At 60.3% G+C, this 24,697-nt stretch carries 28 protein-coding genes, 2 tRNA genes and 1 other RNA gene; 20 read left to right on the forward strand and 11 right to left on the reverse strand.

Annotated elements, in window-relative coordinates:
• Positions 1 to 204 precede the first annotated feature (204 nt).
• Together NW814_RS03635 and NW814_RS03640 are read left to right on the forward strand one after the other, a co-directional pair.
• On the forward strand, positions 205 to 855 hold the full coding sequence (locus NW814_RS03635; RefSeq protein WP_414395151.1) for a precorrin-8X methylmutase: 651 nt from the start codon (positions 205 to 207) through the stop codon (positions 853 to 855).
• Positions 856 to 1,057: 202 nt separating this feature from the next.
• Positions 1,058 to 1,315 (forward strand): hypothetical protein, encoded by a 258-nt coding sequence (locus NW814_RS03640; protein ID WP_414405242.1) that lies wholly within the window; start codon positions 1,058 to 1,060, stop codon positions 1,313 to 1,315.
• Between the two features lie 3 nt (positions 1,316 to 1,318).
• Here NW814_RS03640 and NW814_RS03645 read toward each other — a convergent pair whose 3' ends face one another.
• Both NW814_RS03645 and hflX read right to left on the reverse strand, forming a co-directional pair.
• On the reverse strand, positions 1,319 to 3,049 hold the full coding sequence (locus NW814_RS03645; RefSeq protein ID WP_414405243.1) for a diflavin flavoprotein: 1,731 nt from the start codon (positions 3,047 to 3,049) through the stop codon (positions 1,319 to 1,321).
• 123 nt (positions 3,050 to 3,172) lie between these two features.
• Complete coding sequence (gene hflX / locus NW814_RS03650; protein ID WP_414405244.1) at positions 3,173 to 4,903, reverse strand: GTPase HflX; 1,731 nt, start codon at positions 4,901 to 4,903, stop codon at positions 3,173 to 3,175.
• Positions 4,904 to 5,061: 158 nt separating this feature from the next.
• Between hflX and NW814_RS03655 the strand changes: the two genes are divergently transcribed.
• On the forward strand, positions 5,062 to 6,336 hold the full coding sequence (locus NW814_RS03655) for an amidohydrolase family protein (RefSeq protein ID WP_414405245.1): 1,275 nt from the start codon (positions 5,062 to 5,064) through the stop codon (positions 6,334 to 6,336).
• Between the two features lie 2 nt (positions 6,337 to 6,338).
• Here the strand turns inward: NW814_RS03655 and NW814_RS03660 are convergent, their stop codons facing one another.
• From NW814_RS03660 to NW814_RS03675, 4 genes are read right to left on the reverse strand one after another with little or no spacing between them, the layout of a single operon-like run.
• Positions 6,339 to 6,797 carry an FxLYD domain-containing protein gene (locus tag NW814_RS03660; protein ID WP_414405246.1) on the reverse strand — a complete coding sequence of 153 codons (459 nt, stop codon included), beginning with the start codon at positions 6,795 to 6,797 and terminating at the stop codon, positions 6,339 to 6,341.
• Positions 6,798 to 6,822: 25 nt separating this feature from the next.
• Positions 6,823 to 7,437, reverse strand: coding sequence for a 5-formyltetrahydrofolate cyclo-ligase (locus NW814_RS03665; protein ID WP_414405247.1), 615 nt, complete (start codon positions 7,435 to 7,437; stop codon positions 6,823 to 6,825).
• A gap of 13 nt (positions 7,438 to 7,450) precedes the next feature.
• Positions 7,451 to 7,924 carry an FKBP-type peptidyl-prolyl cis-trans isomerase gene (locus NW814_RS03670; RefSeq protein WP_414405248.1) on the reverse strand — a complete coding sequence of 158 codons (474 nt, stop codon included), beginning with the start codon at positions 7,922 to 7,924 and terminating at the stop codon, positions 7,451 to 7,453.
• A 42-nt stretch (positions 7,925 to 7,966) separates the two neighbouring features.
• The gene (locus tag NW814_RS03675) at positions 7,967 to 8,539 is read right to left on the reverse strand and encodes a hypothetical protein (protein WP_414405249.1); all 573 of its coding nucleotides are present in this window, start codon (positions 8,537 to 8,539) and stop codon (positions 7,967 to 7,969) included.
• Positions 8,540 to 8,664: 125 nt separating this feature from the next.
• On the opposite strand from NW814_RS03675, the gene cobJ reads away from it, so the two are divergent.
• From cobJ to NW814_RS03695, 4 genes are all read left to right on the forward strand, one after another.
• On the forward strand, positions 8,665 to 10,536 hold the full coding sequence (gene cobJ / locus NW814_RS03680; protein ID WP_414405307.1) for a precorrin-3B C(17)-methyltransferase: 1,872 nt from the start codon (positions 8,665 to 8,667) through the stop codon (positions 10,534 to 10,536).
• 186 nt (positions 10,537 to 10,722) lie between these two features.
• A tRNA-Cys gene (locus NW814_RS03685) sits at positions 10,723 to 10,794 on the forward strand.
• Positions 10,795 to 10,824: 30 nt separating this feature from the next.
• On the forward strand, positions 10,825 to 11,985 hold the full coding sequence (locus NW814_RS03690) for a pyridoxal-phosphate-dependent aminotransferase family protein (protein WP_414405250.1): 1,161 nt from the start codon (positions 10,825 to 10,827) through the stop codon (positions 11,983 to 11,985).
• A 142-nt stretch (positions 11,986 to 12,127) separates the two neighbouring features.
• Complete coding sequence (locus NW814_RS03695; protein WP_414405251.1) at positions 12,128 to 12,796, forward strand: PHP domain-containing protein; 669 nt, start codon at positions 12,128 to 12,130, stop codon at positions 12,794 to 12,796.
• A gap of 10 nt (positions 12,797 to 12,806) precedes the next feature.
• Here NW814_RS03695 and NW814_RS03700 read toward each other — a convergent pair whose 3' ends face one another.
• Positions 12,807 to 13,856, reverse strand: coding sequence for a potassium channel family protein (locus NW814_RS03700; protein ID WP_414405252.1), 1,050 nt, complete (start codon positions 13,854 to 13,856; stop codon positions 12,807 to 12,809).
• Between the two features lie 34 nt (positions 13,857 to 13,890).
• Between NW814_RS03700 and NW814_RS03705 the strand changes: the two genes are divergently transcribed.
• Positions 13,891 to 14,115 (forward strand): DUF2997 domain-containing protein, encoded by a 225-nt coding sequence (locus NW814_RS03705; protein ID WP_414405253.1) that lies wholly within the window; start codon positions 13,891 to 13,893, stop codon positions 14,113 to 14,115.
• A 17-nt stretch (positions 14,116 to 14,132) separates the two neighbouring features.
• Here NW814_RS03705 and NW814_RS03710 read toward each other — a convergent pair whose 3' ends face one another.
• Together NW814_RS03710 and petE are read right to left on the reverse strand one after the other, a co-directional pair.
• Positions 14,133 to 14,360 carry a hypothetical protein gene (locus tag NW814_RS03710; protein ID WP_414405254.1) on the reverse strand — a complete coding sequence of 76 codons (228 nt, stop codon included), beginning with the start codon at positions 14,358 to 14,360 and terminating at the stop codon, positions 14,133 to 14,135.
• 184 nt (positions 14,361 to 14,544) lie between these two features.
• On the reverse strand, positions 14,545 to 14,955 hold the full coding sequence (gene petE / locus NW814_RS03715; protein WP_414394956.1) for a plastocyanin: 411 nt from the start codon (positions 14,953 to 14,955) through the stop codon (positions 14,545 to 14,547).
• 1,102 nt (positions 14,956 to 16,057) lie between these two features.
• Here petE and NW814_RS03720 point away from each other — a divergent pair.
• The 12 genes from NW814_RS03720 to NW814_RS03775 all read left to right on the forward strand — a co-directional run bounded on the left by NW814_RS03720 (position 16,058) and on the right by NW814_RS03775 (position 24,088).
• Entirely contained in the window at positions 16,058 to 16,456 is a 399-nt protein-coding gene (locus tag NW814_RS03720; protein ID WP_414405255.1) for a hypothetical protein, read from the forward strand.
• Positions 16,457 to 16,518: 62 nt separating this feature from the next.
• Positions 16,519 to 16,737 carry an NAD(P)H-quinone oxidoreductase subunit O gene (ndhO, locus tag NW814_RS03725; protein WP_414394954.1) on the forward strand — a complete coding sequence of 73 codons (219 nt, stop codon included), beginning with the start codon at positions 16,519 to 16,521 and terminating at the stop codon, positions 16,735 to 16,737.
• Between the two features lie 31 nt (positions 16,738 to 16,768).
• Positions 16,769 to 17,590, forward strand: coding sequence for a cell division protein FtsQ/DivIB (locus NW814_RS03730; RefSeq protein WP_414405256.1), 822 nt, complete (start codon positions 16,769 to 16,771; stop codon positions 17,588 to 17,590).
• Positions 17,591 to 17,756: 166 nt separating this feature from the next.
• Positions 17,757 to 18,515, forward strand: coding sequence for an energy-coupling factor ABC transporter ATP-binding protein (locus tag NW814_RS03735; protein ID WP_414405257.1), 759 nt, complete (start codon positions 17,757 to 17,759; stop codon positions 18,513 to 18,515).
• A 526-nt stretch (positions 18,516 to 19,041) separates the two neighbouring features.
• A complete protein-coding gene (locus NW814_RS03740) occupies positions 19,042 to 19,350 on the forward strand; it encodes a carbon dioxide-concentrating mechanism protein CcmK (RefSeq protein ID WP_414361187.1) in 309 nt (102 codons plus the stop codon).
• 40 nt (positions 19,351 to 19,390) lie between these two features.
• A complete protein-coding gene (locus NW814_RS03745; protein ID WP_414361188.1) occupies positions 19,391 to 19,732 on the forward strand; it encodes a carbon dioxide-concentrating mechanism protein CcmK in 342 nt (113 codons plus the stop codon).
• Positions 19,733 to 20,032 carry a EutN/CcmL family microcompartment protein gene (locus tag NW814_RS03750; protein ID WP_414394949.1) on the forward strand — a complete coding sequence of 100 codons (300 nt, stop codon included), beginning with the start codon at positions 19,733 to 19,735 and terminating at the stop codon, positions 20,030 to 20,032.
• Positions 20,033 to 20,080: 48 nt separating this feature from the next.
• Positions 20,081 to 22,021 carry a ribulose bisphosphate carboxylase small subunit gene (locus NW814_RS03755; RefSeq protein ID WP_414405258.1) on the forward strand — a complete coding sequence of 647 codons (1,941 nt, stop codon included), beginning with the start codon at positions 20,081 to 20,083 and terminating at the stop codon, positions 22,019 to 22,021.
• A 36-nt stretch (positions 22,022 to 22,057) separates the two neighbouring features.
• A complete protein-coding gene (locus NW814_RS03760; protein WP_414405259.1) occupies positions 22,058 to 22,729 on the forward strand; it encodes a hypothetical protein in 672 nt (223 codons plus the stop codon).
• Between the two features lie 32 nt (positions 22,730 to 22,761).
• Entirely contained in the window at positions 22,762 to 23,478 is a 717-nt protein-coding gene (locus NW814_RS03765; RefSeq protein WP_414394944.1) for a carbon dioxide-concentrating mechanism protein CcmK, read from the forward strand.
• Positions 23,479 to 23,531: 53 nt separating this feature from the next.
• Positions 23,532 to 23,629, forward strand: an RNA gene (gene ffs / locus NW814_RS03770) — signal recognition particle sRNA small type.
• A 45-nt stretch (positions 23,630 to 23,674) separates the two neighbouring features.
• Positions 23,675 to 24,088, forward strand: a complete 414-nt coding sequence (locus NW814_RS03775; protein ID WP_414405260.1) for a hypothetical protein — start codon at positions 23,675 to 23,677, stop codon at positions 24,086 to 24,088.
• Between the two features lie 52 nt (positions 24,089 to 24,140).
• Here the strand turns inward: NW814_RS03775 and NW814_RS03780 are convergent.
• Together NW814_RS03780 and rplS are read right to left on the reverse strand one after the other, a co-directional pair.
• Positions 24,141 to 24,213 (reverse strand) — tRNA-Trp (locus NW814_RS03780).
• A 46-nt stretch (positions 24,214 to 24,259) separates the two neighbouring features.
• Positions 24,260 to 24,643, reverse strand: coding sequence for a 50S ribosomal protein L19 (rplS, locus tag NW814_RS03785; protein WP_414394941.1), 384 nt, complete (start codon positions 24,641 to 24,643; stop codon positions 24,260 to 24,262).
• Positions 24,644 to 24,697 lie beyond the last annotated feature (54 nt).

The raw sequence follows: 24,697 nt of genomic DNA on the forward strand, positions 1-24,697 counted from the left end.
GTCGAACGCGCTTGGGCAAGCGCTGTAGAGGGCAAGTTGTGCCAACTGTGGGCATCGGCTGGCAGAGACTTTACCCAAGGGCACTTAGCGGGGCTGGAGAGACAAGCACCTCTAGCTCTGTGGAGGCCCCGCCTTTAAGCAGGGGAGGACGTCAAAGATACAATGCTGCTGTTAAGGGTAGCCGGCGGGCGAGGTCTAAAGCCGATGGAGTGGCATGTCACCGATGCGGAAAGCCTGATGATTATCGACCAAGAGGTGGGCAAGCATGGGCTTTCTCCTGCCGAATACGAGGTGGTGCGTCGGGTAATTTACGCTACCGCAGACTTCGAGTATCTCCACCTCATCCGGTTTGCCAACGAGGCTCTGCAAGCAGGGGCGGCAGCCCTGGCAGCGCGCACCACCATCGTGGTGGACGAGCCAATGGTGCAGGTGGGCATTGCGCGGGCTGTGCAGAACACCTTTTCCAACCCCATCTACTGCGGCAGCGAAGCTGTCACCCGCCCCCAGAAGGACAAGACCCGCTCTGCCTGGGGCCTGCAGACCCTGGCTCAGCGCTACCCGGAGGCCATCTTTGTCATCGGCCAGTCCCAGACTGCCCTCACCACCCTAGTGCAACTGATTACAGCGAAGGAAGTAGCCCCCGCCCTCGTGATCGCGACGCCGGCTGGGTTTGTGAACGTGGTGAAAGCCAAGCAGGAGCTGGCCGATTCGATGGTACCCCACATCCGCACCGAGGGACGTAAAGGCGGTCCCGCTGTAGCAGCGGCGGTGTTGGATGGACTTCTGGATCTGGCTTGGCAGGCCTACACGCAACCTGGCCGTGGGGATCGCCCAGGTAAATCTAGCCCTGGATAAGCCAAGATCACAAACGCCCTGGGATCCTGGTCACACCTTGCTAGGTTTCGTCTTGGCAAGCTGGGAGCTGCCTTCTTGGAGTGCAGCAGGGCGCCTAGTTATGCAACATTTCCGGCATTTCACTGGTTTTTGGAGGATCAGTTGCCTTCTAGCTGTAGCGTTTGGGCTGAGAGGGTGGGCTTATCCCGAGCAGGTGGCCGCTTTGCCCCTGTCTTCCCTCGCCGCCTCCCTGGATCTCAGCTTGGAGGAAGCCCAGCTCAACCCCTACCAGCGCTGGCAACAGCAGCATGCACCTTCTGCCGTTCCCTCTGCGGGTAGCAGCTTCTACCGCCTAGCCCAACAAGCAGAGCAAGAAGCCCCAAAGCTGCCTTTTCCGCTCAAAGCAGAGGGGATTCCCTTGGAACAAGACAGCTCTTTTGTCTTACATCCCAGCGGTCTAGGGTATCGGCTGTCTTATTGACGATCAGTAGTGATTCCCCACCTTTCGGTGGTGCACTGCAGTGAGGCCCTCGGGACTGGAGACCCGTCCTGCCTCAAGGATGCTGTAGACCACCCAGTGGTCACTGGTTTCTAGGCGGCTGGCCACGCGGCACTCCAGGTAGGCCAAGGCATCGGCAAGGATAGGGGATCCGTTGGCGGCAGGGTAGGTCTTGACGCCAGCAAAGCGGTCGGCCCCTGGAGGAAACCGCTTGAGAAAGTGGCGCATCAAGGACTGGTGATGGCCCTCCTGCAGCACGTTGAGGACAAAGGTGTCTCCCACTTGCAGGAAAGACTCGATGGCCCGATCCTTGGCCACCGCAACGCTGATCCCCGGCGGATCAGAGCTGGCCTGGGCTACCCAGGAGGCAAGCATGGCGCTAGTGGCCTGCCCTTTGCGGGCGGTGAGGATGTAAAGGCCATTGCTGATGCGACCCAGAGCGCGATCCAGGTCAGCATCTAGAGCTTTCATTTGCTGAATGCTGCGATCCCGGGTCAGCCATTGCCCTAGGTCGGTGCCAGCCTCTTCCGCCAGCTGCAGCAGGGTTTCGTTCACAGGCTGCTTGAGGAGGATGGGCGGAAACACTTCCTTGGCACCCAGCTCCTGCAAAGTGTTGCGGCAGAGGTAGACCGACTCGTCGTCTTCTCCCCCCGACTCAAACAGGCCAAAGCCCTGCTTGCCGTGGGCAGCAGCCAGGAGAGTTTTCAGCAGCATCTGCGTGGTGGCTGCCTCGGGCCCCGATTGGGGGGGCATGCCGATCACCACACCGGCAGCCAAGCTGGTTAGCTCCCGCACCTCATGGGCATCCAGCAGCCGCAGATCCGCCAGCTCTACGGCAACGCCGGTTTTTTGGATCCCGCGGGCAATGGCTTGAGCCAGCGTTTCCGCCTGGCCATATCCCGACAGGTAGAAGACGGCCACCAGCCGTTCGGCTTTGGCCTGCTCTAGACTCCAGCGGCGGTAGTGCTCTACCCACTTAGACAAGTGATGCCGCAGTAGGGGGCCGTGGCCGGTGGCAATGGCCGCAATGGGAGGTAAGGACTCCATGCGCTTGAGAGCCGAGAGCACGGAGCGGGCGTTGGGCGCCATGAGGCAGTCGTAGTAGAGCTTAAAGTCGGCCTGCAGCAGGTGGGGATGCTCATCCCAAGCCAAGTCGTCGCAGTAGTGCATCCCAAAGACGTCGCAGGTGTAGAGGATCTGGGTGCCGTAGTCGTAGGTGAGGATGGTGTCGGGCCAGTGCAGGTTGGGAGCCGAGATGAACTCCAGGACATGCCCCTTGCCCAGATCCAGGCGATCCCCCTGCTTCACCACCAGGTGCCGGAAGGGCCGATGCACCAGGTTTTCTAGAAACTGCACGGCCACTTTAGAGGCCACCACCGTCAGCTGGGGCGCCAGCTCCAACAGGTCCCCCACTAGGCCGCTGTGATCTGGCTCGGTGTGGCTGACCACCAGGTAGTCGATGGTGGCGGGATCCAGGAGGCCTCGCAGCAGATCCAAGTACAACTGCCGAAACTTCTCGTGGGAGGTGTCAATGAGGGCCACCTTCTCGCCGCGGATCAAAAAGGAGTTATAGGTGGTGCCATTTTCCAGGGCAAACTCGATGTCAAACCGATCCCGATCCCAGTCCTGGGAGCGGATGGCAAGGGTATCGGCGCCAATAGGCAGCGTCTGCAGTGTGAGATGCGCCGAGCGCGGTGCAACTGCCATAGCGGCCATGTCCTCCCCCTCTGCCAGACGGCAACTTGGCGTGTAACTGAACCTAATTGCAATGTAACTGAATGTTGAGGCAGGGGGAAGGGAGAGGACAGCCGGCAAGTTTGGATTTTCTAATGGAATGCTTCAGGGATCTGCCGCCAAGGAGCTGGAGCCAAAGGCAGCCGCAAACTGGGCCAAGGTGTGGCGCAACTGATCCAGGTTTTGGCCAGTGGCAGCGGAAACAAACAAAGCCTTGGGGTAGAGCAGGCGGACATCTTCCACCCACTCGGGATCCAGGCGGTCAATTTTGTTGAACACCAATTGTCGGGGACCGGTGGTCAGGGGCATCTGGTCCAGCAATTTTTCCACCGCCTCGATTTGCCCTTCCCAGTTGGGGTGGGAGAGATCCACCACGTGCAGCAGGGCATCGGCCTCCGTCACCTCCTCCAGCGTGGCCTGGAATGCCTCTACCAATTGCTCAGGCAGCTCAGTTAAAAATCCCACGGTGTCGGTCAAGAGCACCGCCTGCTGGCCGGGCAGCTCCAGCCGCCGCGTGGTGGGATCCAGGGTGGCAAAGAGTTGGTCAGCCACGTAGACCTGGGCGTGGGTGAGGGCGTTGAGAAGGGTAGATTTACCAGCGTTGGTGTAGCCCACCAGGGCCACCACAGGAATTTGGGATCCCTCCCGCCGTTGGCGCAGCCGCTGGCGGTGGCGGCGCAGCTCTTCCACTTCCTGCCGCAGCTTGCTGATGCGCCGCTGGATGGCCCGCCGCTCCGTTTCCAACTGGGTTTCCCCCGGGCCGCGGGTGCCAATTCCACCCCCCAACCGCGACATGGTGCGACCGCGACCAGCCAAGCGGGGCAGCAGATACTGCAGTTGTGCCAGCTCCACCTGCAACTTCCCGGCCCGGGTTCTGGCCCGCTGGGCAAAGATATCCAGGATCACCTCGCTGCGATCCACCACTCGCACCCCCAGGGTCTCCTCTAGGTTGCGCACCTGGCTGGGGGTGAGCTCGCGGTCGAACACCACCAGGTTGGCCCCCAAATCCTGCACCAGCAAGGCCAACTCCTGGACTTTACCCGAGCCGATGACCGTGGCGGAATCGGGGCTCTCCCGCCGCTGCCAGATGGTCTGGAGCACCTGTCCGCCGGCGCTCTCCACCAAGCGGCCCAGTTCCGCCAAGGCGTCCATGAGATCCTCGTAGCTCTGGCCCGGCCCCTGCAGCCCCACTAGGATGGCCCGCTCTTGCTTGGGATCCACCTGGCGGGCAGTTGCTTGGCGCCGAAAGCCATCTTCTAGCTCCGTCACCAGCTCCTGCAGATCTTGTTCTGCCAGGGTCCCCAACGGCAAAGGCTCAGAAACCTGCCAGCGGCGCCCTTCCTCCGGCACCAGATGGGCCAGGTAGGCGCACTTGACAAAGCCCGTGGCCCCCCCGCCGCGGCGCAGCCGTCCCTCTAGGGGAGAGACCGAGAGGGTAATGAGGGCATCCAGCCGCTGGAGGGCCATAGCTGTCAGCGCTTTTTGGCTAGGACCCCCTGGGCCCACTTGGGTGGTGATGCAGCGGATCCCGGACAGGCGCTCCGCCCCCTGGCGCGGCAGCTCCCAAGCCGGGATCTGCGTTTCAAAAGGGGATCCCAGCCCCACGCGAATCACTTGGCCCCGCCGATTGAGGTAAACACTGATGGGCTGGCTTTCCAGATCTTGAGTGAGGGCTCCCAGCCTTTGGGCAAACTCCACCGTCACCAGCCGATTGGGAGGCAGTCGCAGTTGGTAAAGACGTTGCAGTTGCTTGCGCTGATAGGGTTTTAGCCCCTTGGCCTGGGCAAGGCTCAAACCAAGGTCGGTCTGCTGGCGAGAGGCGCTAACCCTGGGCATAGGGACGAGGAAATACCCGAAAACAGGCTTTCCTCTACCATATACGTTAGTGGCTACCAGGAACTTGAGGGCAAACCCTAGGGAATCTCGGGGCAAGGCTGCTTTTGAGAAAGCTGCCGCTAGCAAGAAAAGGGTCAAGCTGGCTTGGGAAGAGGGGGATGGATTTAATCTTGCGCCGGGCCAATTTGCCAGATGGCCGTAAGGGAATCGACATCGGCATCGAGGGGGAGCGCATCGTTGCCCTGGAGGCAAATCTGCAGGCTACTGCTCCCCAGGAGATCGATGTGAGCGGCCGCTTGGTGTCGCCCCCCTTTGTGGATGCCCACTTTCACCTGGATGCCACCCTCACCTACGGGATCCCGCGCGTCAACCAATCGGGCACCTTGCTGGAAGGGATCGCCCTCTGGGGAGAGTTGAAGCCACTGCTAACTCCGGAGGCGGTCATCGAGCGGGCTCTAACCTACTGCGACTGGGCAGTGGCGCGCGGGATCCTAGCCATCCGCGCCCATGTGGACGTGTGCGATCCCAACTTGTTGGCGGTGCGGGCCTTGCTGGAGGTCAAGCAAAAAGTATCCCCCTACCTGGATTTGCAACTGGTGGCCTTTCCCCAAGATGGCTACTACCGCTCGCCGGGGGCGGTGCAGCTTTTGGAGAAGGCTCTGGATTTGGGGGTGGAGGTGGTGGGTGGGATCCCCCACTTCGAGCGGACGATGGCCGAAGGAGCTGCTTCAGTGCGGGCTCTGTGCGAGATTGCAGCCGCGCGGGGCCTCCGGGTGGATCTGCACTGCGACGAAACAGACGACCCCCTCTCCCGCCATGTCGAGACCTTGGCCTATGAGACGCTGCGGCTGGGCCTGCAGGGTCGAGTGACGGCCTCCCACCTCACCTCGATGCACTCGATGGACAACGCCTACGTGAGCAAGCTAATCCCCCTAATGGCCGAGGCAGAGCTGGGAGTGGTCGCCAACCCGCTGGTCAACCTGGTGCTACAGGGCCGCCAGGACACCTACCCCAAGCGGCGGGGGCTGACGCGAGTGCCAGAGCTGATGGCCGCCGGGCTGACGGTGGCTTTTGGCCAGGACTGTGTGATGGATCCCTGGTACCCTTTGGGCAGCGGCAACATGCTGGAAGTGGCCCACATGGCCGTCCACGCTGCCCAGATGACAGGCTATGAGCAGATGCGGCAGTGCTTCCTAGCGGTAACCGAAAACCCAGCCCGCCTGCTGGGCCTGGAGGGCTACGGGCTCCAGCCTGGCTGCCGCGCCGATTTGGTGGTGCTCCAAGCTGCCGATGCCGTCGAAGCCATTCGCCTCAAGCCACCCTGTCTGTATGTCTTCCGCCGGGGCCGCCTCATTGCCCAAACCCCGCCGGTGGTTGCCCAGCTCCATCTTCCAGGGCGCCCAGCCCAGGTGGAGTTTACCCGTCAGCTTTAAGGCTAACGGCGCACGGTGCCGCTGAAGCCGCTGGCCTTAAATTGCTCCAGGGTCAAGGGCAGGGGGCTGGTCACGGGCACGGAGATGCGAATGGAGAAGGGGCTTTCCCCAGGAGGAACTTCGGCAATTGCCCCCAGGCGGGTGCGCTCCGGCAGAACTTCGTTGCCGTTGGCATCATAGAGGCGACCAAAGACGTCGGCATTCAGCACGGTATTCTTGGAGCGGTTGACAACTGTGCCCTCGATAAACAGGCACCTGGCCGGTATGGGGTTGCCGTTGCTGGTTACCAGGTTGGTGTATTCAGGGGTATCGGGGCAGGAGGTGACGTGGAGATCCTTAAGTTGCAGCGGGATCTTCCCAAAACCCGCTAGGAGCGCCGCCAAGACCACCCAAGCCAGACTCCAAGCAAGGGAAGAGAACCTTTGGGCTAGACGCTGCCTGTGCTCCCAAACTTGGCTCATGCTCTCTCCTCCAAGGCCTACCCCCTTAGTCTAGGGGATTCCTTGCTGGGTAAAACCCCTCTTCGGTTTGGACCCCGTCCAGGCGCTGATCCCAGGGATCGCAGGGGAGGGGCTGCTCCAGCAGACAGGCCTGCGGGACAATGCCCCACTTGGGCACGGCGGGATTTGGTAGGGAGGCCAGAAACCGGTCATAGTATCCTCCTCCGTAGCCTAAGCGCCTCCCCCAGCGATCGCAGGCCAGGGCAGGCACGAGGATTAAATCCGCCTCGCCCGGGTCGACAACGGGGCTGGTGGGGGAGGGTTCCAGCAAACCCCAGCGGTTGGGGACTAGCTCAGCCGGATTGTAGCGGTGCCAGCGCAACTGCCGCTGGGGCAAGCAGCGAGGGATCCCCCACTGCTTCTCTGGAAAAAGGACAAATAGGGATCCCAGATCCACCTCTGAGCCGAAAGCCACATAAGCCAGGATGGCTTTGGCGGCCAGGATTTGGGGACAAGAGGCCAAATGAGCCACGATCTTTTGGCTGAGAAGAGCTCGATCCAACCCCTGCCGTAGCTGGCGAAAGTACTGGCGCAGATAGGCCTTTGCTGAGGCAGGATCTGCTGTAGCGGCAGGAAGCTGAGGGAGAGAAAGTTGCTGCACAGGCCCAACGAGATTACTGGATGGCCAGCAACTCCACCTCAAAGTCCAGGGTGGCGTTGGGAGGGATCACGCCGCCAGCGCCGCGGCTGCCGTAGGCCAACTCCGGCGGGATGCGCAAGTACCGCTTACCCCCCACGCGCATCGTGGCCAGACCTTCTTCCCAGCCAGGGATCACCTGCCCTGCCCCGTAGGTAAAGGTAAAAGGTTGATTGCGCTTGTAGGAGCTATCGAAGACCGTACCATCCTGAAGTTTGCCCACGTAGTTCACCACCACCTTTTGCCCTGGCTGCGGGGAAGGCCCTGTCCCTTCCACAATGTCGTAGTACTGCAAGCCCGACTCGGTGGTGACGAAATCCTTGGCTTGGGATGGGGCGGTAACTGCCGGATTGTCTTTGGCTCGAGACAGAGCTGTTGCTGGCAGTCCAACCCCTGCCCACAGGCAAAGCAAGGCCAAGCCCACCAGCAGCACCCGTTGCGTTGCTTTCATCGGCGTTTCCTTAGCTGTTGCTGTTATGGTACCAGGATTGCCTCAGCTCCTCAGCTCGGCAAATTCGATGATTTGGCCTTGCGGATCCCGCACCCAGAAAACCAAGGGCTTCTCGGAGCGGACACTGTTGCGGATCCCTTGTTTGTTAATCCGCCTCAGGAGGGCCTTGAGAGCCTCCCGCTCATAGCTGGCGTGGCGATAGCGAGCGCTGCCGCTGCGGCCTGCCGTTGTCCCGTAGGTTGACAAAGGCCTGGAGGATGTAGCCGCATAGGGATCCGTAGAGCCAGGGATCACGTGCAGCTGCACTGCGTCAGAGAGCTGGTACCAAAGGCCAGAGGTATCGAGGGTTTTCGAGGCAGACTGGCCCTTGGCGTCAAGGCGGGAGCCAAGGCCAAGATCCCCCGGGAAGTAGACGGAGCCCAGGCTAGAGCTGACGACGCTTTGCTCATAGCCGTAGTAGTACTGCAGCGGCAGCTCCGCCTCCGGCAGCTTCAACACCTTCTCGTAGAACCCCCTTGCCTGCTCCAGATCGGGCACGATGATGGTGTAGACCCGCGGTGCGCCGCTCAAAAATGTCCACATCGCCCCGCCATAGGCTGAAAGCAGTAAGAACATTAGCCCCTTTGTGGAAAGCAAAGCCTCCAGCGGAATGAGGGGCAGCAGCAGTCCAAGGGGGCCCAACATCGGCACTGTCCGTGGGTGACTCTATAGTCCAGTATAGGACTCTCCCCTCCCAGGTGATGAAGCTTGCCCTGTTTGCCCCTACTCCCCGCGGTCGCCAGTTGGCCCAGCCTTTGCTGTCGCTGCTGCCGGAGGAGTGGCTCTGCTGGAGCAAGGCCAACTCCCAAGGAGAGCCCCTGCCTCCGCCCTGGCAAGCTTACGGGGATCCCCTACCCGGATCCCTAGCGGCAGCAGTGGCCCAGAGCTGGCCGCAGGTGCAGGGCTGTATCTTTGTCTTGCCCGTTGGGTCAGTGGTGCGGCTCATTGCTCCCCTCTTGCGGGACAAATACCGGGATCCGGCGGTGGTGGTAGTGGACGAAGCTGGCCGCTGGGCCGTCAGCCTCTGTGGCGGACATGTGGGGGGAGCCGATGCCTTGGCGCGGCGGGTGGCGGCTGCTTTGGGAGCCGAGCCCGTCCTCACCTCCGCCTCGGAGGGTCTGGGGATCCCGCCTGTGGATTTGCTGGGGGATCCCTACGGTTGGCGGCGGGGCGCTGGCGATTGGAACGAGGTGGCTGCTGCTTTGGCGCGAGGAGAGCCAGTGGCTGTTGAGCAAACCTGTGGCACGCAGCTCTGGCGGCGGGCTTGGCCGGCAGATCACCCTCTCTTGAGCACTGCTCCTAGCCAGGCGGTGGCCCAGATCCGGATCAGCGAGTATTCAACTTCTTTGGACAAGAACCAGATCCCCACTGTTCACTGGCATCCGCGGGTGCTGTGGGTGGGGGTGGGCTGCGAGCGGGGCACTGGCCGCGCCTGGCTGGAGGGATCCCTGCGGCGCCTGTTGCAGAGCCAGGGGCTGGCTTTCGAGGCCATTGCCGGCTTGGCGACCCTAGAGCTGAAACGGGATGAGGCGGGACTTGTGGAGCTGGCCCAAGCCTACGGCTGGCCCATTCAGTTTTTCTCGGCCGAGGCCCTGGCGGTGATCCCGGTTCCCCACCCTTCGGAGGCGGTGCAACAGGCGGTGGGCACCCCTTCGGTAGCGGAGGCGGCTGCCCTTTTGGCGGCCCAGCGCTGCTCAGGGGATAGCGATCCAGCCCCAGGGAGAGCTACTCTCCTCTGCCCCAAGCAGGTCTTTGCCTCCGAAAGCGAGGGAGCTTGTACCCTAGCCATTGCCTGCGCTGCCCGAGAGTATTCGCCTCGCGCCGGGCACCTGTGGCTGATTGGCACCGGCCCTGGGGATCCCGCCCAATTGACGCTGGCTGCCCGGCTGGCTTTGGCCCAAGCCGACGCGGTAATCGGCTACCAGCTCTACCTGGACTTGGTGGCGCCCCTCCTGCGCCCCGGCCAGATTTGCGAAGCCTTTCCCATCACGCAGGAGGTGCAGCGAGCGCAGCGAGCCATTGCCCTGGCCCAGCAGGGGCTGCAGGTGGCGGTGATCTCTTCGGGAGATGCGGGGATCTACGGCATGGCTGGACTGGTGCTGGAGTGCCTGGCCCGTGCCGGCTGGGATGGGATCCGCCCCTCTGTGGAGGTGCTGCCGGGGATCTCTGCGCTTCAGGCTGCTGCTGCCCGGCTAGGGGCACCCCTGATGCAGGACTTTTGCGCCATTTCCCTCTCGGACCAGCTCACTCCCTGGCCGACTATCGAGCAACGCCTGCAGGCGGCTGCCCGGACTGACTTTGTGGTAGCTCTGTATAACCCTCGCTCGCGGCAGCGCTTGGATCCCTTTCTCAAGGCGCTGCAGATCTTTCGCCGAGCCCGCTCTGCCCGTACCCCGGTGGCAGTGGCCCGCAACCTCTACCGCCCCGGCGAGACCCTCCACCTCACCACGCTGGGGGAGGTAGATCCCGAGGCGGTGGACATGTTCACCCTGGTCTTGATCGGCAACTCGCAGACCTTTCGCTACGGCAGGTGGCTAATCACCCCCCGCGGCTACCCCTTGGGCAAAACTTAAAACACCCTGAGATGCCGAGGATTCAACTGCAGCCACCGGGGAAGCTCGAGCCGCCTTTTGGTTTGGCAACGTTTTCGGGCAGTTGCCGGCGAAAATAAGTATGGCCGAACCGAGAGCTGCTACCATTGACGACGGCAAGTGGAAGAGGGATCCCCTTTTCGGATTACGATAATCTATGAGCAGTAGGGTGGCGTAGCCAAGTGGTAAGGCAGAGGTCTGCAAAACCTCTATGCGCCAGTTCGAATCTGGCCGCCACCTCTTGAAGCTGACATCCCCAGCGGGACACGCATGAAAGACAAGTTAATGTTGATGATCCCGGGCCCCACTCCCGTTCCCGAGAGTGCGCTGCTGGCCATGGCGCGGGGGCCCATCGAGCACCGCAGCAAAGAGTTCACCGCCATTTTGGAAGAGGTGACGGATGGGCTGCGCTGGCTGCACCAGACTACTTCGGATGTGTTTGTCTTTGCCTCCAGCGGTACCGGGGCGATGGAAGCCGGGATCCTCAACACCCTCAGCCCTGGGGATCGCGTCTTGGTAGGGGTCAACGGCAAGTTTGGCGAGCGCTGGGCCGAGATGTCGGAGCAATTTGGCCTGCAGTGCGAGCGGATAGAAACCCCCTGGGGCGTGCCCTATCCCGTCGAAGTCTTCCAGGAGAAGCTGGCTGCTGACCGGGAGAAGACCATCAAGGCGGTCATCCTCACCCATTCAGAAACCTCTAGCGGCGTGGCCAACGATGTGCAGGCCATTGCGGCTGCCGCCCGCGAGCATGGGGAAGCCTTGGTAATTGTGGATGCCGTCACCAGTTTGGGAGCCATGCCGGTGCCCATGGACGAGTGGGGCTTGGATGTGGTGGCCTCTGGATCACAGAAGGGCTACATGATCCCGCCAGGGCTGGGGTTTGTAGCTGTTAGCCCGCGGGCCATGGCTGCTGCCGAGCGCTCTCGCTTTCCCAAGTACTACTGGAGCTTTAAGCTTGCCCAAAAAGCCCTGCGCCAAGGCACCACTCCCTTTACGCCGGCAGTGAACCTGTTCTACGCCCTACAGGTTACCCTGCGCCTAATGCGGGCCGAAGGATTGGAGGCCATCTACCGCCGCCATGCCCGCTTGGCCCAGGCCACCCGCGCCGGTGTCAAGGCCCTGGGGCTGAAGCTTTTGGTCAACCCCGAGTCAGCAGCCAGCCCCTCGGTAACAGCCGTGCTGGCTCCGGAAGGGATCAACGCCGACACCCTCCGCAGCACCCTGAAGAAACACTTCGACATTGCCCTTGCTGCGGGCCAAGATCACCTCAAGGGCAAGATCTTCCGCATCGGCCACCTGGGCTTCGTGAGCGAGCGCGACATTCTCACAACCCTGGCTGCTCTGGAATCGACCCTGCACACCCTGGGTTACAGCGACTTCTCTCCTGGAGCAGCTCTCAAAGCGGCCGAAGAGATCTTGGCCAACCCCTAGGGATCCCTGGCCCATTCTGTAGCTCTTGACACCTAGCGACCCTCCCTTGCCCTGGCTAGAATGGGTGAACCTGCTTAACAAAAGATAAAACTCCAAAGTTTACTTCTCTGGAGAGATGCCTGGTTGAGACTCAAGGGCTGTCATGCTGATTAGTTTGCAACGGGATCCCTGTCAAACTGCTTCGGCAGCAGAGTTGCGGCGAGTGCTGCAAGGGATCGGCCCCCTTTCTTGTCCCTGGCAGTACAACTTTCACCTGCACACCCGCTGTTCGGATGGGCAAATGGATCCGGTGGAACTGGCGGAGCAGGCGCGCCGGCATGGCCTCCAGGGGCTGGCCATCACCGATCACCACACCCTGAAGGGCTACCAACAGGCCCGCGCCCACCTGGATCGCCCCGATGATCCCATCCTGTGGCCGGGGATCGAGATTACAGCCAACTTGCTGGGCTGCGAGGTGCATATTCTTGGCTACGGGTTTGATCCTGCTGACCCTGTTTTGGAGCCTTACATCCAAGGCGAGCAAGTGCCCGGCCTAGGTGCTGCTGAGGCCATTGGGGCCATTCAAGCAGCAGGAGGGTTGGCGGTATTGGCCCATCCCTTTCGCTACTGGCTGCCTGCAGAAGTCCTCGTCCCGGCAGCAGCAGCTCTAGGAATTGACGGTCTCGAAGTCTACTACGCTTACAAGAATCCGGAACCTTGGGCTCCCAGCCCAGAAGAGACGGCGATTGGGGAGGAGTTGGCCCAGACCTACGGACTCTTGAAAACCTGTGGCACCGATTCCCACGGTTCCAGCATCCTCAGGCGTATTTAGCCGGCTCCACCTAGGGGCGGGGATAGAGCAACTGACCCAGGCGGCGCAACTGCTCGGCCGTGCCCATACACAGCAGCAGATCCCCTGGCTGCAGCAAGGTGTCGCTGGTGGGTCCGCCAATAAGCTGGCCATCGGCTCGCCGAATCGCCACCACCAAAGCGCCAGATCGGGCTCGCAAATTGGCTGCCCCCAAGGTTTGGCCAACATAGGGGCATTCTTGAGCCACCAGCTCGTACTCCTCTAGGTAAAAGGTACGATCCCGACCGGACAGGATCCCATCCACAAAGTCCACCACGCGGGGGCGCAAGGCAGCTGCTGCCATCCGCTTTCCGCCCGTAATGAAGGGGGAAATAGCGTGGGTGACACCTGCCCGCTGCAGCTTTTGCAAAGCCTCTTCCGTGTTGGCGCGGGCAACGGTGCGGATGCGAGGGTTCAGGGTGCGGGCCGACAGCACCACATAGAGGTTCTCGGCATCGGTGGAGAGTGCGGCGATCAGCCCCTCGGCCCGCTGCACCCGCGCCGCCAGCAAGGTGGCATCGAGGGTGCTGTCTCCCTGGAGAGCGATGTATCCCAGCTCTTGCGCCACCTGAATAGCTTCGGCAGATTGATCGATCACCAAAAACGGCACCCCCTCTGCCTGAAACTCTTGGGCCACCTGCCGCCCAATACGCCCAAAACCGCAAACGATGTAGTGGTTGTTCAGCGCTTCCATTTGTCTCTTCCACTTCCGCCGCCGGATCTCTTCCTGAAAATGCCCTTGGATGAGGGCCTCCGTAAAGCGATTCACCATAAACCCGATGCTCAAGACCCCCATCAGGATCAAGGCCGCTGTGAACAAGCGTCCCCGATCCCCAAGCGACCTCACCTCCATAAAGCCTACAGTGGTTAGGGTGATGACGCTCATGTAAAAGGCTTCCACCCACGGCCACTGCTCCACCCCGTGGTACCAGAGAGTGCCGATGAGGACCACGCCCAGCAGCGCCCCCACACCCAATCTCAGATCGCGGCGGATGCCGGGATCTCTTTTGGCAGCTTGCAAGGGGGGACGCACTGAGGCCATGGAGCCAATACAATGGGGAGGAGGAAAAGGGTTGTTGAGCAGGCAGATGCCCGAGTACGTCAAGATCGAGTATCGGATCGACAAAAATGGGCAGGTAACGGAGACCGTGCTAAACGGCAACGGCTCCAGTTGTACGCTAGCGACTGCGGAGCTGGAAGCAGCCCTTGGAACGGTGCAAAAACGAGAGCTGCTGCCTGAGTTTCATCAGCCGGCAGAAACTGAGATAGAATCACGGGTTTCTTTGCAACAAACCTGCTGAGTCCCACCTCTACCTGCTCATTTTCTCTTCTTGCCCCTCTTGCCGGCGTTGGCAGCCCGCGCCGCCTCAACTGCTCCTTGGAACAGCCAAACGGCTAGGGGAGCGGCCACGATCAAGATGATGCTAGTGGGGCCAACGCCAAAGTCCGGCTCACCAGAAGCCAACTCGAAGATTGAGCCCACAGCGGCAATGGCGCTGACGCAGGAAACCGCTAGGAGCAGGTAGCTTTTGACAGGGGTGGTCATGGGGAACCCGTCTGGAGACTACAGTTAGGGGCTAGGGCCTGTCCAGCCTAAGAGCAAGCCGGCTAGACTTCTCTTCGCAAAAAAGCCCCCTCATCCTTGAGAGGGCTAGCTTTTTTTCTATACTACTACGGGTAGGGCTCCGCCCCAGCAGGCCGAAGTCGGGGTTGCTAGCCTACAGTTCGATTTACCCCTTGACAATGATCTTGCCAACCATTCCGGCTCCCCGATGGGGCGTGCAGTAGTAGGTGTACTCGCCCGGTGGGACATCGACAAAGGCCGTCTCGACCACTTGGCTGGGAGCAGTGAGCAGGGCCTTGTGGGAGAGCTTGGCTGCCAGGGCCGCATCGCCACCGGGTACTTTGTCGAAAACAATGTTGTGGGGATAGACCTTGTTGTTGACCCACCGAACAGTATCCCCTTGCTGGATGGTGAGGACAGGGGGATCGTAAATGAGCTGGGCCTTATCGGAGCCCATTTTGACCGTGTAGGTTTCAGCAGCAGCAGGGTTGGACAAAAACGCCCCTGCAGCCATCCCGAGCACAAGGGTGAGGAGAACAAGCTGTAGACGCTTTGCCAGGTTAAAAACAAACAACATGGATCCCTCTCAAAACGTAACAGCACTTACTCTTCTGCTGCTTGGCCACCGCTTTCCAAGCTGTGAAGCGTGCCTGGTCATGCAGGAGGAGTGACAGCTCTATCTTAACCCAACTTTAGGCATCTTTAAGCATGGAAAGCATCTTTAAAAAGCGTAGAGCTTTTTAAGCATAGGGCCTATACCCTCACAGGCTGTATCATGAGGGCAGCTACAGCAAACAGCTTTGCCAGAATCAGTTAAACTACGCGGTGGGACATCCCGGGTCTGCTCGCTGACGGCTCTTGCGAAAGCTCCCCGCTAAAGCGAGAGGCCCACGCTGCACCTACCTACTCAGCGCTGGGAGTATGTCACGTGTAGGGCGGCCATGCCTCAGATTGCCCCTGCGTTCATGGCCAGCTTCCAAGAGGCTTCTGGCAAAATCTGGACCTGCCCCATTAGCACTGCCCTAAGCTTAGGCAGACTCCTCAAGCTGGAGATGCACTACTAGGTGCAGAGGTGAAGGTTCTTCCCAGCGGCTTTGTAGCAGCTCTTTGGCTTGAGAGGGATCCGCCGCCTCCCCTAGATACCCACCACCTATACCTAGACTGGTATTGTAGGTTTTTAGGGCCAGAGGTGGGCAATTTCCCGAAGCCTAACCTCGTTCAGGAAAGCAATGCTAAAGTGCCGCTTGCGCAGCAGGCTATTTGAGGTAAATTGGCGGATTCGTAGGACTTCCTCAACAACGGACTGAATAGTGATAGCTTTTGTCAGATTGAGTTGGATCGAATGCTGTTTAACTGATTTCGAGAGTTAAGGCCTATCTCTAGAAGAAAGCCAAAACGGTTTTTTTGGCAGCATACGGACCAGCCGCTGAGATCCCTAGGGCTCTAGAGTGGGCTGGCTGTCCTCAAGGGGCCATTGGGTTAAAAGTTCTTTCCTGGGAAGGTCTTCCCAGCTTGAGCGCTTGAGTAAGCAATCCTTGCTGTAGGTAGGAGGCGCACTAGCCCAAGATAGCTTAACATGGTTTCAGAGGTGGGCCAGGCGTTACCTTACGTAACCGCAGCTAACTGACCCAGCCTCTAGAGATTGGCTCCTCTTTCCTTGCACTGCAGGCAAAAAGACAATGGTAGGCATCTTCAGGCGCTTTTTCGGCTCTCGTGGTCGAGCAGCTTCCCAAAGCTTATCAGAAACGGTTTCCCAGCCGGCCAAAAAGAAAGACAACACCTTCTTTCTCGACCCGGATGAGGCCAAGACCCTTGGCAACATCGAATACATGCGCACTCCTAGAACTGTGAAGCACACCTTTAAAGACTTTGGCTCTGGCAGCAAGATAGAGGTGGTGGAGGAGGTGTCTTCCTTGAGCAAGGTTAAGTTGACTGAAGAAAAAAGCAAAGCTCCTGAACCTGTTGCCGAACAGGGCTCCCCCACCTCCAACAGCGGCAGCGGAGTGGCCTCACGCCGCGGAGGAGGATCTGACCTAGATAGGTTCCGCGAGATGGCTCGCAGCTTACGGAAAAAGTAGGCTAGCCGCGAGTGGACTAGCGCCCAGATTCAACCCATCAATCAGCACCGAAGGGAAAGACAATGGCAATCAAGCGAGGCACCCTGGTAAGAGCCATCCGTGAGAAGCTGCAGGGCAGCTTGGAAGCCCAAGCCAGTGATCCCATGATCCCCAACTACGTCTTTGACACGGCTGGAGAAGTGGTGGAGATTAAGGGAGACTACATCCAGATTAAGTTTGGAGCTGTTCCCACCCCTCCGATCTGGCTGCGGGTTGATCAGGTCGAGGAAATTGCCGGTTAGGTTGCTCCCTGCCGGAAGAAAGAGGGAGGCAGTGGTATCTCTTGCTCCGCCCAGCCGCGAGCAACTTTTGCGACGGCGGCAACTTCTGCGCCAAGAGCGGCGTCGCCGTTTTTGGCAGGGATCCTGGCGCTTGGCCAGTTCCACAGCTCTCCTGCTACTGCTGGTGCAAAGCCTGCAGCGGCCCTACTGGCAAATTCGTCGACCAGAGCAAATTCAGGTCAGCGGTAACCACTGGGTGGATCCCGACTGGATCCGGGGGCAATTGCCTCTGACCTATCCGATAAACATCTGGCAGGTGCAGCCAGCAGCGTTGGAAAAAGCCTTGCTGGGATCCCCGACTTCCCCTTTCCAGAGCGTCCAGGTGCGGCGGCGGTTGCTGCCAGTGGGAGTTGTTGTCCAGGTGCAGGAACGGCAGCTAATTGCCCGTGCTCGCCGAGGCGACCAAACGGGTTGGGTGGATCGAGAGGGCAACTGGCTGCCCCCGGATCCCTACCGTTTCCTTGAGTCCTTGCCCGAGTTGGAGGTGCTGAGCTGGGAGAGCCACCCACCCGAGCAATGGGCGCCACTGCTCGAAGCCCTGCAACTGTCTGAAGTTCCAATCAGGGCAGTGGATTGGCACGCCGGCGGAGGGATTACCCTACACACTGAGCTGGGCAATGCTTATCTGGGGCCGCTTTCTGACCGCCTGCCCTTGCAAATTCAAATCCTCAACCAAATGCGGGATCTGGGCCGCTACTGCGAGTGTACGCCCGAGGAAATTCTCCAGATTGATCTAAGCAGCCCCAGCGTGCCCACCTTGCAGCTTACCCCTGCCGCCATGCAGAGGCGCCAGAAGGATCTGGAGCAACGCTAGACTATTCCCTTGGCTAAAGCCAACTCCATCCCGCAGGTGTGAAGGTAGCTCTGTCCCTGGCCTTGGCTGCCTGCGCTGGGGGGCTAGCTTGCAGACCAGGGTCAGAGTTTGCTGCATAGTAGTGTAGTCGTCTTACGTTGGAGGGCGGCTAGATCCTGGGGCTGCCGTGCCGCGTTTTTTTCTGATGAAGACAAGGCCAGCGGTGGAGGTTAGCCAGTTGTGGGTCGCCTACCCTGGTTGCCCACTGGTTCTGCAAGGGGTGGATCTCAGAGTTGAAGTTGGCCAGCGGGTGGGGGTTATCGGCCCCAATGGTGCCGGCAAAACTACCCTGTTCCTTGCTCTTGCGGGTCTCTTGCCCCTCCGCGCTGGGCAGATTACGTTGTTTGGGGAGCCGCTGCAACCTGGCCAATTTCGGCCCGAGGTGGGGCTAGTGTTTCAGGATCCCGATGACCAACTGTTTGCCGCCTCTGTGGCGGAGGATGTGGCCTTTGGACCGCGCAATCTCGGTTGGCCTGAAGCGGAGATTATCGCCGCCGTACAGTCAGCCCTGCAGAGGACTGGCACCCTGCATCTAGCCAATCGCCCACCCCACCGCCTCTCCAGTGGCGAAAAGCGTCTGATTGCCATCGCTGGGATCCTGGCGATGCAGCCCCAGTTGGTGCTCTACGACGAGCCGACCGCTAACCTGGATCTGCGGGCGCGACGGCAGCTAATCGCCTTTTTCCAGCAAGTAGACCACACCTTTCTGCTGGCCTCCCACGATCTGGAGCTGATCCTTGAGGTGTGCGATTGGGTGATCCTTTTGGATCAAGGCCGCGTCTGGGCTCAGGGATCCCCCAGGCAGCTGCTAAGCCAAGCCGACCTCTTGGAAGCGCATAGTCTGGAGGTGCCCCCTTCGCTGCGCTGTCAGGGAAAGAGTGGCTAAGCTGGTGACTCTGAGGAGAAGGAGTGTCAAGAACTGTTTGTTAACAGTTAACAACAGTCGTGCTTTCTTAATAAAAGCTATCACTCCAATTAAGAATATTGATTTTTATTCGGGGTGATTGGGGATATCATTCTGCTTAGGTTGGGGATCCTCGCTCTGAGCTATCTCAGCCGAATTCTCTGTATGATTTCAGCAAGGGATAGGTTGAGCTCAGAGTTGATAGCTTTGCCTTGCTGCGCGATGGCTCCCTTGAAATCCCGATGACTCCTAGTGGCTCGTCCCAACCTAGTCCGAGGTCTGTTGCTAAGCAGGTCTTTCTTGGGCAAAAAGGGGGGAGGAAGCGTCTAGGTCAGTCAGGGTTGGTTTTCCTGAAGGGATCACCAGGTGAGGCAGAGACAGAAGGATCTTCACTTGAGGTCAACGAAGTAGCCAGATCCTAGCAGCCAGCCAATCGGCAAGACAGTAGCTGCTAGGTTGAACTTCACGGTGCTTAGGAACTAGGCGTTCAAAGGGGTGGAGAGTTGATATGCCTATTGCAGTTGGAATGATTGAAACGCGGGGGTTTCCAGCAGTAGTAGAAGCAGCCGACGCCATGGTGAAGGCGGCGCGTGTCACGCTGGTGGGCTACGAAAAAATTGGCAGCGGGCGTGTCACTGTGATCGTGCGGGGTGACGTCTCCGAGGTGCAGGCCTCGGTAGCTGCCGGTTTGGAATCTGCCAAGCGGGTAAGCGGTGGCGAGGTGCTCTCCCACCACATCATTGCTCGGCCGCATGAAAACCTGGAGTACGTGCTGCCCATTCGCTACACCGAAGCGGTGGAGCAGTTTCGCACCTAGCCCGGAAGCTGGTTAACCCATCTCAGCGTAAGGAGTCCCTATGGCCATCGCAGTTGGAATGATTGAAACGCTGGGTTTCCCAGCGGTAGTGGAAGCGGCCGACGCCATGGTGAAGGCAGCGCGCGTCACCTTGGTGGGCTACGAGAAAATTAGCAGTGGGCGCGTCACCGTGATCGTGCGGGGCGATGTCTCTGAGGTGCAGGCCTCGGTAGCTGCCGGCATCGAAGCCGTGAAGCGGGTCAACGGCGGCCAGCTGCTCTCCTGGCACATCATTGCTCGTCCCCACGAAAACCTGGAGTACGTGTTGCCCATTCGCTACACCGAGGATGTGGCCCAGTTCCGCGAAGGGGTCAATGCCATTCGTCCCTTCACGCGTCCCTAGATGCGTATTGCGATTGTACGGGGTACCGTCACCAGCACCCAGAAGGATCCCAGCCTGACGGGCGTGAAGTTCCTGGTGGTGCAGTATGTCGATCTCGAAGGCCGGCCGCAGCCGGACTATGCTGTGGCTGCTGACCCAGTGGGAGCCGGCGCCGAGGAATGGGTGCTGGTCAGCCAAGGTAGCGCGGCTCGCCAACCGCGGGGAAACGAAACCCGCCCTCTGGATGCCGTGGTGATGGCCATTATTGACACCGTTAGCATTGACGGTCGCTCCGTCTACAACAAGCGCGAGCAACGCTAGCTGGGATCCTTCCCTTTCCTCTTTGATTGGGTCTAGAGGCTCACGGTTATGCCTGCTCAAACCTACGCTGCGCCGCCAACGCCCTGGTCACGTCGCTTGGCGGAGCCTACCATTCATCCCTCTGCTTACGTCCACTCCTTTTCCAATCTCATCGGGGATGTGCGCGTCGGCGCTCAGGTGCTCATCGCCCCTGGAACTTCCATCCGCGCCGATGAAGGATCCCCCTTCTACATTGGCGACGGCTCCAATATCCAGGATGGGGTGGTGATCCACGGCCTGGAGCAAGGGCGGGTCATTGGGGAAGATGGCCAGCCCTACTCGGTGTGGATTGGCAAGAACACCTCCATTGCCCACATGGCCTTGATCCACGGGCCAGCCTATATAGGCAACAACTGCTTCATCGGCTTCCGCTCCACCGTGTTCAATGCGCGGGTGGGAGATGGCTGCATCATCATGTTGCACTGCCTCATCCAGGATGTGGAGATCCCGCCGGGCAAATATGTGCGCTCCGGCTCCATCATCACCAACCAAGCTGAGGCCGACCGGCTGCCGGATGTCCAAGATAGCGATGCCAAGTTTGCTCAGCACGTTATCGGCATTAACCAAGCCCTGCTGGAGGGCTACCACTGCAGCGAGAACCTCGTCTGTATTGCTCCTATTCGCAACGAGCTGATGCAAGCCCGCGCTTCTGGTTCTTCCTCCTCTCTTGCCAATGGGCACAACGGCAGCGGATCCCTTCTAAGTCCAGAGGTGGTGGAGCAGGTGCGCGCCCTCTTGGCCCAAGGCTACCGGGTGGGCCTGGAATACGCTGATCCCCGCCGCTTCCGCGTCTCCTCTTGGCAGAGCGAAGGCCCAATCCTCGGCACCCACGAGGCCGAGGTGGTGCAATCGCTGGAAGCTCTTCTAGCAGCCCACCGCGGGGAGTATGTGCGCCTGTTGGGGATCGATCCCAAAGCCAAGCGGCGGGTGCTGGAGCAGATTATCCAAACCCCAGAAGGTCCCGCAACCCCCTCGGGATCCTCTGGCCGCCTTTCGGTGGCTATGCCAGGCTCCAGCAGGGGGGAATGGCGTCTGGAGGAGGAGATCCAAAGCCTGGTGGCCCAAGGGTACCGCGTTGGCCTGGAAGTGGCCGATGCTCGCCGCTACCGCACTTCTTCGTGGCAGACCTTGGGTACTTTCAGCGGCTCGGTCCAGGAGATCCTAACGGCTGTGCGGGCAGCCCTAGCCGAGCACGCGGGAGAGTACGTGCGCCTGTTGGGGATCGATCCCAAAGCCAAGCGGCGGGTGCTAGAGAAGGTGATTCAGACCCCCAAAGGTCAGGTGGGCAGCAGTCCGGCGGAGGCGGGCGCGGCGACAAGCACGACTTCTGCTTCTGGGGCAGGGGACAGCAGCAGCCCGGATTTGGAGCTGCAGGAAGAGGTGCACCGGTTACTGGCCCAGGGCTACCGCATCGGCTACGAATATGCCGACGAGCGCCGCTTCAAAACTTCCTCTTGGCAGAGCGGGCCGGTCCTTCGCGCTAGCCGTGGGCCAGAGGTGTTGGCCGAGCTGAGGGCGGCGCTGGCAGAGCACCAGGGCCACTACGTGCGCCTGCTGGGGATCGATCCCAAAGGGAAAAAGCGGGTCTATGAGCGCCTCATCCAGACCCCCAGTGGCAAGCCGCCCACTTCTGCGCCAGCAGCTCAAGGAGCGCCGGTGGCTGCAGTTTCCCCTCCCTCCACCCCTAGGCGACTTAGTAGCGAGGTGGTGTCGCAAGTCCAGCAACTACTTAGCCAGGGCTACCGCATCGGCACTGAACACGCTGACAAGCGCCGCTTTCGCACCTCCTCTTGGCAAAGCTGTAGCCCCATTGAAGCCACGCAATTGGACCAAGTGGTAGCAGCCTTGGAGGCCTGCCTAGAGGAACATCGCGGCGAGTACGTGCGCCTGCTGGGCATTGACCCCAAATCTAAGCGGCGGGTGCTGGAGCAGATTATCCAAACCCCTTGAGAAGTTCCGGGTTGGTTTCCAGCCAGCCCTCTAGCGATGAGAAGCACCTTGGCTTCCACTCTGCCCACCTCCCTCAGGTCCCAAGCCTGGCTTGCGCAGAGCGGTAAAGCCCACTACGTTGTCAGTGGTGAGGTAGACATAGAGGAGGAGGCAAGCATCGGCCCAGGGGTGCTGCTGCGCGCCAATCCCGGCTGCCGTATCCACATCGGGCGGGGCGTCTGTATTGGCGCGGGCTCTATCCTGCACGCCTGTGGGGGATCCCTGGTTGTGGAGGCGGGGGCTACTTTGGGAAGGGGGGTGCTGGTGATTGGGCAAGGCACCATCAGCGAAAATGCCTGCATTGGCTCGGAAGCCACGCTGCTCAACTGTTCAATACTCCGCCAGGCAGTCATTCCTCCCGGCTCGCTACTTGGGGATCCCACCTGGGGAAGCGAGGAAGAGGCGACTGGAGTAACCCAGACAGAGCCAGAAGAGACAGAGAGGGTGCAAGAGTTGCCCGCAGCCCCTGTCCAAGGGGTGTCCGAGGCCCCTCCTCCTTCTTCTGAGGCAGAGGTAACCCCTCAGGAGCAAGCAGCGGCGGAGCCAGCGCAAGAACAGAGGGGGGCAGGCAGGCTCAACGGGATCCCAGGCCGTGCCGAGCTGGAGCGGCTGTTGGGCAAGATCTACCCTCACCGTCAGGTTCTCTCCTCGCGGGATGGGCGGTTCTGAGAGCTACCCTGGCATCGAGGAAGTAGAGTGCCATGTCCACCTCTCTGGGCCTTATTCAGACGCGCAGCTTCCCCGTCATTGTCCGCGTTGCCGACGCCATGACCAAGTCGGCCGGCGTGACTCTCATTGGCTTTGAGAAGATCTCCGGCGGCTACTGCACGGCAATTGTGCGGGGGAACATCGCCGATGTGCGCATTGCCATCGAAGAGGGGATTGAAGTGGCTCGCCAGTTTAACCAGGAGGAGATCTCCAGTCTGGTGATCCCAAGGCCCCTGCCCAACCTAGAGGTGGTGCTGCCTATTAGCAGCAAGCTGTCTCAGCTGGCCCAAAGTCGGGGCTACAGCCGCCTCAGCAACCTAGCCGTGGGCCTGCTGGAGACCCGCGGCTTCCCCGCCATGGTGGGGGCTGCTGACACAATGCTGAAAACAGCCGATGTGCAGCTAGCCGCCTACGAGACCATTGGCGACGGCTTGTGTACGGTCATCATTCGCGGCACGGTCTCCAACGTGGCCATTGCCATCGATGCGGGCATGTACGAGGCAGAGCGCATCGGCGAGCTAAACGCCGTGGCCGTGATCCCACGCCCCCTCGACGAACTGGAGCAGGCCCTGCCGGTGGCCAGTTGTTTTGTTGCTCAGCCGGTTACCTTGCCCGTGGCGATCCCTCAAGCTCAGAAAGAAGAGGTACAGCGCAGCGAGAGGGCGGGAGAGCGGATCCCAGTCTATTTGGAGCCCCCAGGCACTCCCTAGGCTCACCGCTAGACAGCAAGCCAAGCAGGAAAAAAAATGCTAGGCTACTGGAAGACCTGGGTCCGTGCGGCTCGGACGCCCAAACCGTGTCAGGATCGGAAGATAGCAGCACTACGGGATGCTCTGAGCAGGCGCGTCAACCCAGGTCGCCCTTTTCCCGCAGCTGGGTTCCACGGGCACTAGCAGGGCACACCCTATGGCTGAAAAAGACAATCCCCTTGCCAACTTGGCTCAAAAGGCCTTCTACTTCGGCATGGGTCTGGCGGCGCTAGTTGCCGACAACGTCCCCAAGGTGGCTGGGAATGCCAGAGACCGCCTGCTGGAGCTGCGCAAGCAGGTACAGGTTCTAGTAGATGAATTGGTAGAGCTGGGGGCAATGAGAGCCGAGGAGGCGCGAGCCTACATGGACGCTATTGCCGCCACTGTCAGCCGCAAGGAAGAGGGAAAGGCTGCCGGTGGCCCCCGCAGAATCACCATTGAAGATATGGGCGAGGCAGAGGCAGAAGGGAGCACTGCCATTGAGCTGTCAGAGGCAGCTCGACTGCGCCAGCGGATTGCTGAGCTGCAGGCAGAATTGGAGCGGATCAAGAAAGAGGCCGGTAAAGCCTAGCTTGGCAGAGTATACAGGTTGCACTGCAAAGGCCAGCTTGAGCTCTAAGTAACGCGTCCTGGAGGACTCGAACCCCCGACATCCGGTTTTGGAGACCGACGTTCTACCAGCTGAACTAAGGACGCACTAGAGACTAGCTTTCTATCTAGCCTAGCAAGTTTCCCTGTAGCTTTAAAGGGCCTCCTCCTGGAGATCTTCCTTGGCTTTGATGCGCGTGGCTTTGCCTACTCGCTTCCTCAGGTAGAAGAGCTTGGCGCGGCGCACTTTGCCCCGCCGTAGCACCTGAATGGACTCGATGCGCGGCGAGTGAACTGGGAAGACGCGCTCCACGCCAATGCCCTGGAAAACCTTGCGCACGGTGATGGTGCGGTTGAGACCCGCATGGCGCATGGCAATGACCGTGCCTTCAAAAGTTTGCACTCGCTCTTTGCCACCTTCTTGAATGCGTACCCCCACCCGCACCTGATCCCCAACGTGGATCTCAGGTAGGTCCGGCTTCAGGTATTCCGCCTCCACAAGGCGGAGGATGGCCTCGGGGTTGATGCGAGCGTTCATGGCTTTCCCGCGCTCTCAGCGGCTAACTATCGTAGCAATCCCCCTGCTTTTTGT

Source organism: Synechococcus sp. R65.1 (genome assembly GCF_047461755.1).
Classification (GTDB): domain Bacteria; phylum Cyanobacteriota; class Cyanobacteriia; order Thermostichales; family Thermostichaceae; genus Thermostichus.